Raw genomic sequence first — 8883 nt, forward strand, 5'->3', positions numbered from 1 at the left:
CGAGTGACCGGCGCTCACAGCGCCGGCCAGCAACTCCTCGGTCGGGTAGCGGAACACCGATCCACAGGTCTTGACAATTTCTCTCGCGTCGATGACTGCTGCGGTGAGTCCGTCCTCCCGCAGCTGTTCCCGGGTCCTGCCGGTGCGGAGCGCTTCCACTCCTCGGGCGGGACGTCGACCGAAGACCTTGTACAGGCCTTCCGCGGTGATCACTGGTGGCACGAGGGCTCCTCTGTCTGTGGACGTCTGGCGGTGACGGACCGGTTCCCACGTGCGTGTTCCCCCGGACGGCTGGGCACCGGACTGACACGTCATCTTCACAAGACCGGTGCGCATCGGCAAACGGCCTGCGCCCAGGAACAGGGCTTTTGTCCCGCTGCGGGTCTCCGCAGGCGTGAACTACCGGGGACGAGGCCGCGCACCATTACGGGGTATGGCCTGGGATGACTACGGGGAGCCCGGCGCCGGTGGCCAGGTGTCCGGAGTGTCCGACAATCCGGAGATAACTATTCGATCACGCAGGTCGGCGCTGTCCGGCATGTCACCGTCGGCGCGCCAGGACGGGTGAGGACGAGGTCGGTCACAGCGGCCGGACCGAGCCAGAACGGGCCCGGTGGACCGGTCGGAGGCGGGACGATCAGGTGCTCAGCAGATCCGGACTCAGCAGATCGGGCAGCGGTACGTCAGACGCGGGTCGGCATGGTCTCCGCCAGGAAGCCGAGGGTCTGCTGCCACGCGGCTTCGGAGGCCGGGGCATGGTGGAGGGCGGGATGCGGGTTGTCGAAGGCGTGGCCAGCCCCGTCGTGGAGCTCGAAGCGCACCTGCTCCCTGGTGCCGCCGGCCGTGACCGCCTCCCGGATCCGCGTGACCTGATCGAGCGGGATGAACGCGTCGGCCGTGCCGAAGTGGTGCAGGCTCGGGACGATGACGTCCTCGGCCTGGTCGAGCACAGTGGGCAGGGCGGAGCCGTAGTAGCTGATGAGCAGCGACGGCGGGCGTTCCTCACGGGCGGCGGCGGCCGCGGTGGTGAACGCGAGCCCCCCGCCGTAGCAGAACCCGAGCAGCCCCACCCGCTCCGCATCGACCGTGCCGTGCGCGCGCAGGGCGTTCAGAGAGGCGAGGGCGTCGGCCTCGGCGCGCTCCCAGGGGAGCAGCTCGGCCAGGTCCATGCCGTCGGCGAGCCAGGACTCGGCGTCGTCCCCGTCCTCCAGGCCCACCACCGGCGGGTCGAGACGGGCGAACAGCTGAGGGGCGAGCACCGCGTAGCCGAGGACCGCGAGATCCGCGCATCGCTGCTGCATGTAGTCGGACAGGCCGAAGATCTCCTGCAGCACGACGAGGCCGGGGACCGGCTGCTCGAGGTTCTCGGGAAGCCAGAGCAGCCCGGGCAGGTCGCCGGTGTCGGTGGGGATCAGAAGCGTCGTCGCACTCACGTCGCGACTGTATCGCGTGAACGCATCGGATCCCCAGTACGGTGGACTGCACGACTCCCTCGGATGAACCCAGAGCAGCCGAGACGAACGAGGAGCGCAAGATGATCACGATCGTCCGTGGTGACGAGCTCGGAGAGCCGTACCGTCGCGCCATCGCCGCCGTGTTCACGCAGGGTTTCGCGGAGGACTTCTCCTTCTTCTCGAAGGACCCCGACGTGCTCGCCGACGCCTTCGCTCCGATGCTCCTGCTCGAGCATTTCCACGTCGCCTGCGTCGACGGCGAACCAGCGGGACTCGCGACGCTCACGAATGGTGACCAGGAGGTCTTCGACCCCAGCGCCGCAACGCTCCGCAGGCACCTGGGGCCGATACGCGGCACGATCTGCTATCGGGTGATCCGCTCGTGGTTCATGGGCCCCTCCGACGGGGTTTCGCATGGAGCGACCGAGATCGGCTCTGTGACCACCGTTCCCCGTTTTAGGGGTCGCGGCGTGGGCACCGCCCTGCTGCAGCACCTGATCACCCTCCCCGGGCACAGCTCCTTCCTCCTCGAGGACATCAAAGACACCAATGGGGCGGCGCTCGGGCTCTATCGAAAGCTCGGTTTCTCGGAAGATCGGCGCACGCCGCAGCGGTTCCCCCGCCTCGCAGGGTTCACGAGCCTGATCTCCATGAGGCTTGACCTGGAGTGACCGCCCAGCATCATGGTGCGGTTGCCGGCGTCTCGAGTCCAGGACCGTGGGCTCGAGATCCTGGGGTCAGGCGAACAGCACGATGGCGTAGATCGCACAGAGCAGCAGATGGGCGATCCCGTGCCACCTGGTCATCCTTGCCGCCCGCGCCGAGAGGGTGCACAGCGCGAGCGTCACGCCGAGCAGCACCAGGTTCGCGGAAGACTCGGCGAGGACCACCCGCTGCCCGGTGACCAGGGAGATCACCAGCACCGTCGGGATCGTCAGGGCGAAGGTCGAGACCAGGGCGCCGTGGCACAGATTCACCACCCGCTGGATCTCGCCCCCGAGCGCCGCCCGCACCGCCGTGATCGACTCCGGCGTGAACACGATCATCGCGATCAGCACCCCGCCGAGAGCCGCAGGTGCGCCGAGCCGGGCGAGGCCCTCGTCCAGTAGGCCCGCCATGTGGTGCGAGAGCAGCACGATCGGCAGCACCGTGGCGATGAGCAGCGCGGAACGGACCAGCAGCTCGAGGCGATGGGTGCGGAGAGCCTGCCCGATTTCTGGGGTGGGTCCGGATGGGGACGAGGACGAAGAAGCAGAAGCAGACGTGGAGGTGGAGGACGAGGCGGCGTCGGGGTCGCGGACGGCGGCATCCTGTGCCGCGCGGCTGCCGGTCCGCACCACCCGGGAGCCGGTCGCCACCTCCTGGAAATCGGAGGCCCGCACACCGGTCTGGCGTCGGAGGAACACTGCATACAGCACGACGGTCAGGCCGGCCACCACGGCAGCCTGGACCGGCCGCAGCGAGCCGTCGTCGCCGATGAGGGCGGGCAGCGCGAAAGCGCTCGCCGCCAGGAGCAGCAGCATGCCCACGTACATCGAGGTCCCCACCCGGTTCGCGGCGAGGCCGCCGTACCGGATCCCGGCCACGATGAGGCAGATCCCGAAGACCAGGTTCAGGATGATCATCGACACCGCCATCACGGAGTCCCGGGCGATGGTGGCGTGGTCGCCGTCGCCGAGCATCACCGCCGCGATCAGCACCACCTCGATCACCACGATGGAGAGGGTGAGCACGAGGGTGCCGTAGGGGTCGCCGAGGCGGCCGGCCAGCGCTTCGGCCTGCTGCACGACGCCTCCTGCGGCGAGCACGATGACCGCCACGATCGCAGCCAGGAGAGCCAGCAGGGCGAGCGATGGCAGCGGCGACGGGAGCGCAGGGGCGAGGGCGGTGAGTGCAGCGATCGACGCCCAGCCAGCGGAGAGTCGCAGGATCGCGGGCGGCGTGAGGACTGCGCGGGCGAGCCGCGTGCTGGTGAGAGCGGGGGAGTGGTCGAGCGACGGCATGGGATCGTCCTGTTCCGAGGCCGTCCTCGTCGGGGCTCCAGCGATCGGGTCGTCCCGCTCGCGGCGCCGGCCGTCTCCGGGGAGGCGCACCTCCACGGTAGGCGACGTCCGTGCTGCCCGGAAGCCTCCGGTGAGCGATCTGACCGCCGTGAAAGGGGTCGCCCGGTGTGCACTGGACGACGACCCGGCTCCTGTCGGTGACGTCCTCGCCGGGGATCTGCTCCGAGATCACCGGACTGCGCCGGGTCGAGCTGAGCCGGTCCGTTCTGCCGAACGGTCCGCTGGTCAGACTGACATGGCTGGTCAGGCCGACATGGCTGGTCCGGGCCACCTGGATGAGGTGACCCGGACCACTGTGCAGGTCAGGCGGTGCGTGCGGAGACGCGTGGTGCGATGGTGGGGGCGGGGCCGGTGGCCTGGACCAGATCGATCAGATCGTGGGCCTCGCCCTCGAGATCGTGGGGCGCGTCGTCACGCTCCGCTTCTCTCAGCGATTCGACGTCGAGATAATCGAAATGCTCGGCGGCGGAGTCGTGCGTATCAGTGACCTTCATCGGAATCCTCCTGCGGACATCAGGCGGTCTTCACTGGTCATCGTTGACCAGGTGAGGACAGCATGCCACCACAATCAGGGAAACGGCGGCAAGACACCTGAGTGTCCTGTGGATAACGTGCCATGGGGGAGGAAAGGTCGCCGTGCGGGCAATTCCGGATGACTGCGACCGCGAGTCCGAGGCACCGGAAAAGCCGGTCAGCAGGCGACCAGTCCACGCCATTCAGTCCGGTCCACGCCATTCAGCGCAGTTCGGGCCAGGCCGCTGACGTCCGGCTCAGTGGTCGTCGTCGCGCCTGGGCGTGGGATCCCCGTGCTCGGCGCGGTAGCGGTCGTCCTCCGCGTCCTCGTCCGTGGTCGACCCGTGGCGACGTCGGAATCCCAGGATGATTCCCAGCGCGATCCCGGACGCGAAGCCGAACGCCGCAGCTGTCACCAGGCTGTCCGTCATCGTCAGCGCGATGCCCATGCCCACGATGAAGCCGATCAGCATGCCGAACGGCATCCAGGTGGCGTCGAAGGAGCGGTGCTTCTGCGGAGTCATGCGGCCTCTGTTCGATGTGGCCCTGCGTGCGGAGCGCGGGCGGGACGTCCCGGGAAAGCCTAACCGGGAGCTGCCCGAGGGATCCCCAGCCAGGAGCGGCTGTGGTGGCAGCCCGAGACAGGTCTCATCGTCGGAAGACCGAGAGCCATCCTTCGCACCGACGGCCCGCCCGGGTTCCCCGGTAAAGTCCCTGTGTGACTGCTTCCCCGACCACCCTCCAGGCGCTTCGCCATCCTCGCCTCCTGACCACCGAGGTGCTCGCGGGAGCGGTGACGACGCTCGCCCTGATCCCCGAGGTCATCTCCTTCTCGGTGATCGCGGGCGTCGACCCGAAGGTCAGCCTCATCGCCTCCGTGGTCCTCGCCGTCTCGATGTCGATCCTGGGCGGCCGTCCCGCCATGATCACCGCGGCCGCCGGCGCCGTCGCCCTCGTCGTGGCGCCGCTGGTGCACACCCACGGCGTCGAGTACCTGCTGCCCACGGTGATCGTCGCCGGCATCATCCAGATCCTCTTCGGCGTCACCGGGCTCGCCCGGATCATGCGCTTCATCCCCCGCTCGGTGATGATCGGCTTCGTCAACTCGCTCGGCATCCTCATCTTCACGGCCCAGCTCCAGCACGTGCTGGACGTGCCGACCGCGGTCTACCCGCTGTTCGTGTTCACCCTGGTCATCGTGCTCGTGCTGCCGCGCCTGACCAAGGCCGTGCCCGCGCCGCTCGTGGCGATCGTGGTGGTCACCGCCATCGCGATGATCGCCCACCTGGCCGTCCCGAACGTCGGCGATCAGGGCGAGATGTCCGGCGGCCTGCCCGGCCTCACCCAGCTCCAGGTCCCGCTCGACCTCGAGACCCTCGGCATCATCGGACCCACGGCGCTCAGCGTCGCCTTCGTGGGCCTCATGGAGACCCTGCTGACCGCGAAGCTCGTGGACGACATCACCGACACCAGGTCCTCCAAGAGCCGCGAGTCCTGGGCGCTGGGCACCGCGAACATCCTCGCCGGGTTCTGGGGCGGCATCGCCGGCTGCGCCATGATCGGCCAGACCGTCGTGAACGTGAAGCTGGGCCGGGCCCGCACCCGCCTCTCCACCTTCATCGCCGGCGTGCTGCTGCTGATCCTGGTCACCGTGCTCTCGGACCTCATGGCGCAGATCCCGATGGCCGCGCTCGCCGCCGTGATGATGGTGGTCGCCCTGTCCACTGTCGACTTCCACAGCATCAAGCCGGCCACCTTGAAGAGGATGCCGCTGTCGGAGACCTTCGTGATGCTCGTGACCGTCGTGGTCGTGGTCGCCACCAGCAACCTCGCGATCGGCGTGGCCGTCGGCGCCGTGCTGGCGATCCTGCTGTTCGCCCGGCGGGTCGCGCACGTGACCACCGTGGATCGCCTGGTCGGGGACCAGGGCGCCGCGTACACCGTGCGCGGGCCGCTGTTCTTCGGTAGCAGCAACGACCTCGTCGAGCAGTTCCACTACGCCGAGGACCCGCCGCGGGTGGTCGTGGACTTCTCCGCCGCCCAGATCTGGGACGCCTCGACCGTGGCCGTGCTCGACTCCGTGCAGGCCAAGTACGCCGAGCACGACATCGAGGTGCGCTTCACGGGGCTCGACGAGCACTCCACCGGATTCCACGGACGGCTCACCGGCACGCTGAACTGAGCGGCGCCAGCAGGGCGCTCGGCACATCGGACCGAACCGGGAGGACGCCTACGAACCTTCGTCGACAGGCGAGAACTGGAGGCCATATACGCCTCGGTGCCATGTATCGCGACGAAAGGTCGTATGGCCCCTGCTGGCAAGATGGCTGCAGGGCCGGTTTGGCCGGGTGACCGGTCTCCTGCCGCTCTACCATGTCGTCATGGAGCTGACCCAGGCAGAACTCGACGCGAAGATCCATGCCTACTACGGGAGCGGTGACGAGGACGCCCGATTGACCAGCCGCTCCGCCGGCGGCCAGGTGGAGTTCATGCGGGTGCGGTCAGTGATCGAAGATCGGCTGCCCGCGAGGTCCCGGGTGCTCGACGTCGGCGGAGCCACCGGGATCCACAGTCGGTGGCTCGCTGATGCAGGCCACCACGTCTCGCTCATCGATCCGGTGCCGTCGCAGGTCGAGCTTGCCGCAGAGGTCGGGACGTTCGACGCGGTCGTCGGAGACGCTCGCTCGCTCGACGTCCCCGATCACGCCGTCGACGCCGTCCTGCTTCTCGGACCGCTCTATCACCTGGCCGACGCCGAGGACAGGCGCCTCGCGATCCACGAGGCTCGGCGAGTTCTGCGGCCTGGCGGACTTCTGTTCGCGCAGGGGATCAGCCGGCTGGTCGGTTTCGTCGACGGCGCCGTGCACGGTCAGCCTGCCGATCTGACCTCGGCGGACCTCGACATCGTGCGCACCGGGGCGTGGATCAACCCGGCGGAAGGTTTTCCCGGGGGGCATTTCCATACACCGGCGGAGCTGCGGGCCGAGATCGAGCAGGGAGGCTTCGTTGACGTCACTGTGCGCGGGCTCGAGGGCCCCAATCTGGGTGCGCTGGAGCTGATGAGGGGTGATCGCCAGGTCCTCGAATGCGCGATCGCGCTCGTCGAGGCCGCCGAGGACAGGGTCCGGCACTCCGTGGACCTTCAAGACAAGCTCGCCGCCTACAGCCCGCACCTGCTGGCCATCGGGACGCTGCCCGGGACGTGACGTTCCTGGCAGCGGCAAGGGGCGGCTGCACTCGTGATGGTGCCGCTCATCGCGACCTCACCACGGCAGCACCTCCGGGATCGGCTCCGCGCCCAGCACGTGCTGGTCGCAGAAGGCGAGCACCGCCTGGTTCCAGGCCAGGGCGTTGGATGGGGTCAGCACCCAGTGGTTCTCGCTGGTCAGCTGCAGGAAGCGGTGCGGCATCGTCTCCGGTTCGCCGTCCCAGGTTGAGACGAGATCCCACCACAGGCGAAGGGCCTCGCTGACCGGGACGCGGTAGTCACGGTTGCCGTGGGTGACGAGCATCGGGGTGGTGATCGAGCCGCTGGCGTGGTGCGGGGAGTAGGCGCGGTACCAGTCCGGCAGCTCCTCCTCGTGGCGGTGCACGCGCATCTTCGAGGCGGCCGCGTCGGTGGTGCGGTGCTGCTGGTCCAGAGCCCACAGCCCGGCGTGGGTGACGATCGCGTCGAAACGATCCGTGTGCCCGGCGATCCAGTTCGCCATGAACCCGCCGAAGGACGCCCCGAGCATCGCGGTGCGGGTGGCGTCGAGCTCCGGGCGCAGCAGCACCGCGTCGAAGAGCGTCTCGCATTCGTGGAAGACCACGTCGGGCAGACGCGGCCAGCCGCGGTTCAGGCCCGCGTCCCCGTAGCCGGTGGACATCGCCGGATCGGGCATGAGCACCGCATATCCGCGCTCGACGGCGAGCCACGGGCACCAGCGCCAGCTCCACGCGTTGTACGAGCCGTGCGGGCCGCCGTGGATCCACAGCATCACCGGGGCCGGCTGTGCGGCGGACGCCGACGCGGGCACGCACAGCCAGCCGCCGACGCGCACTCCGTCGACGTCGGTCCCGACCCACTCCAGCGTGCCGGGCAGGGCATCGACGGCGCCCGGGGCCGCGAGCTCGCGGGCCGGGGCGTCGGCGGTGATCCGCACCGGGCGGGACGGGGTGCCGACGTCGTTGCGCAGCGCGAACAGCGTGCCGTCCGCGGCGGGGGCGAGTGCGGAGAAGACCCCGTCGGCCGCGATCGTGCGGGCGGCGCCGGTGGCCGGGTCGATCGCGAGGACCGCCCCGGAGGAGTGCAGGTCGCCGGCGACCAGCAGGGTGCCGTCCTCGGCCCAGGCCAGGTCGCCGATGCTCAGGTCCCCGAGCTGCGCCGTGACGGGCTCGCCGCCGCCGATCGGGTGGATCTCCAGGCGGCTGTAGCTGGTGTCCTGCGGACTCGACGCGGTCGAGCGGATCACGGCCAGGTGGCTGCCGTCCCGGGAGAACAGGGGAGCGCCGTACTGGGAGTCGTCGTCGGCCGTCAGCAGGGCCGTGCGGCGCAGGGTCGTCGTGTCGATCAGTGCGATCGAGCTGCGGGTCTCCCCGCCGCGCGCCCGCTGGGTCCAGGAGGTCGCGGCGGTGGCGCCGTCGGGGGAGAGGTCCGCGGAGGCGGCGTAGAGCGTCACGGTGCCGACGTCCGGGGTGAGATCGGTGAGGTCGCCGTCGGGGCTGACCAGCACCAGGCGACGCTCCTATAGTTGTCAACTCGCGATTTCGCCGGTGCGGGGGTTGACCTTGATGGCTCTTCGCGGTTCGTGGTGAATGACCCTGCTGTGGCGGGTATTCACGCTACGGTTCTCGCGGCGCTGGTGAGCAGG

At 69.4% G+C, this 8883-nt stretch carries 8 protein-coding genes and 1 pseudogene; 3 read left to right on the top strand and 6 right to left on the bottom strand.

The features are described from left to right. Nucleotides 1–222: pseudogene (locus tag ABD093_RS18580) on the bottom strand (hypothetical protein); the annotation flags it as partial. Between the two features lie 461 nt (nucleotides 223–683). Next, nucleotides 684–1433 carry a dienelactone hydrolase family protein gene (locus ABD093_RS18585; protein ID WP_343926396.1) on the bottom strand — a complete coding sequence of 250 codons (750 nt, stop codon included), beginning with the start codon at nucleotides 1431–1433 and terminating at the stop codon, nucleotides 684–686. A gap of 101 nt (nucleotides 1434–1534) precedes the next feature. On the opposite strand from ABD093_RS18585, the gene ABD093_RS18590 reads away from it, so the two are divergent. Continuing rightward, on the top strand, nucleotides 1535–2125 hold the full coding sequence (locus ABD093_RS18590; protein WP_343926398.1) for a GNAT family N-acetyltransferase: 591 nt from the start codon (nucleotides 1535–1537) through the stop codon (nucleotides 2123–2125). A gap of 66 nt (nucleotides 2126–2191) precedes the next feature. Here the strand turns inward: ABD093_RS18590 and ABD093_RS18595 are convergent, their stop codons facing one another. The 3 genes from ABD093_RS18595 to ABD093_RS18605 all read right to left on the bottom strand — a co-directional run bounded on the left by ABD093_RS18595 (nucleotide 2192) and on the right by ABD093_RS18605 (nucleotide 4554). Beyond that, the gene (locus tag ABD093_RS18595) at nucleotides 2192–3457 is read right to left on the bottom strand and encodes a calcium:cation antiporter (protein ID WP_343926400.1); all 1266 of its coding nucleotides are present in this window, start codon (nucleotides 3455–3457) and stop codon (nucleotides 2192–2194) included. A 362-nt stretch (nucleotides 3458–3819) separates the two neighbouring features. Further along, complete coding sequence (locus tag ABD093_RS18600) at nucleotides 3820–4011, bottom strand: hypothetical protein (RefSeq protein ID WP_193116729.1); 192 nt, start codon at nucleotides 4009–4011, stop codon at nucleotides 3820–3822. A 276-nt stretch (nucleotides 4012–4287) separates the two neighbouring features. After that, the gene (locus ABD093_RS18605) at nucleotides 4288–4554 is read right to left on the bottom strand and encodes a hypothetical protein (RefSeq protein WP_193116730.1); all 267 of its coding nucleotides are present in this window, start codon (nucleotides 4552–4554) and stop codon (nucleotides 4288–4290) included. A gap of 194 nt (nucleotides 4555–4748) precedes the next feature. Here ABD093_RS18605 and ABD093_RS18610 point away from each other — a divergent pair, with 194 nt between their 5' ends. Then, nucleotides 4749–6212, top strand: a complete 1464-nt coding sequence (locus ABD093_RS18610) for a SulP family inorganic anion transporter (protein WP_343926403.1) — start codon at nucleotides 4749–4751, stop codon at nucleotides 6210–6212. Nucleotides 6213–6411: 199 nt separating this feature from the next. Next, complete coding sequence (locus ABD093_RS18615) at nucleotides 6412–7236, top strand: class I SAM-dependent methyltransferase (RefSeq protein ID WP_193116732.1); 825 nt, start codon at nucleotides 6412–6414, stop codon at nucleotides 7234–7236. A 57-nt stretch (nucleotides 7237–7293) separates the two neighbouring features. On the opposite strand, the gene ABD093_RS18620 is transcribed toward ABD093_RS18615, so the two are convergent. After that, a complete protein-coding gene (locus ABD093_RS18620; protein WP_343926405.1) occupies nucleotides 7294–8745 on the bottom strand; it encodes an alpha/beta hydrolase family protein in 1452 nt (483 codons plus the stop codon). Nucleotides 8746–8883 lie beyond the last annotated feature (138 nt).

Source organism: Brachybacterium tyrofermentans (genome assembly GCF_039526165.1).
Lineage (GTDB): Bacteria > Actinomycetota > Actinomycetes > Actinomycetales > Dermabacteraceae > Brachybacterium > Brachybacterium tyrofermentans.

Coding starts and splice junctions, on each gene's coding strand:
- ABD093_RS18590 (WP_343926398.1), top strand. CDS start 1,535: ATGATCACGATCGTCCGTGGTGACGAGCTCGGAGAGCCGTACCGTCGC.
- ABD093_RS18595 (WP_343926400.1), bottom strand. CDS start 3,457: ATGCCGTCGCTCGACCACTCCCCCGCTCTCACCAGCACGCGGCTCGCC.
- ABD093_RS18600 (WP_193116729.1), bottom strand. CDS start 4,011: ATGAAGGTCACTGATACGCACGACTCCGCCGCCGAGCATTTCGATTAT.
- ABD093_RS18605 (WP_193116730.1), bottom strand. CDS start 4,554: ATGACTCCGCAGAAGCACCGCTCCTTCGACGCCACCTGGATGCCGTTC.
- ABD093_RS18615 (WP_193116732.1), top strand. CDS start 6,412: ATGGAGCTGACCCAGGCAGAACTCGACGCGAAGATCCATGCCTACTAC.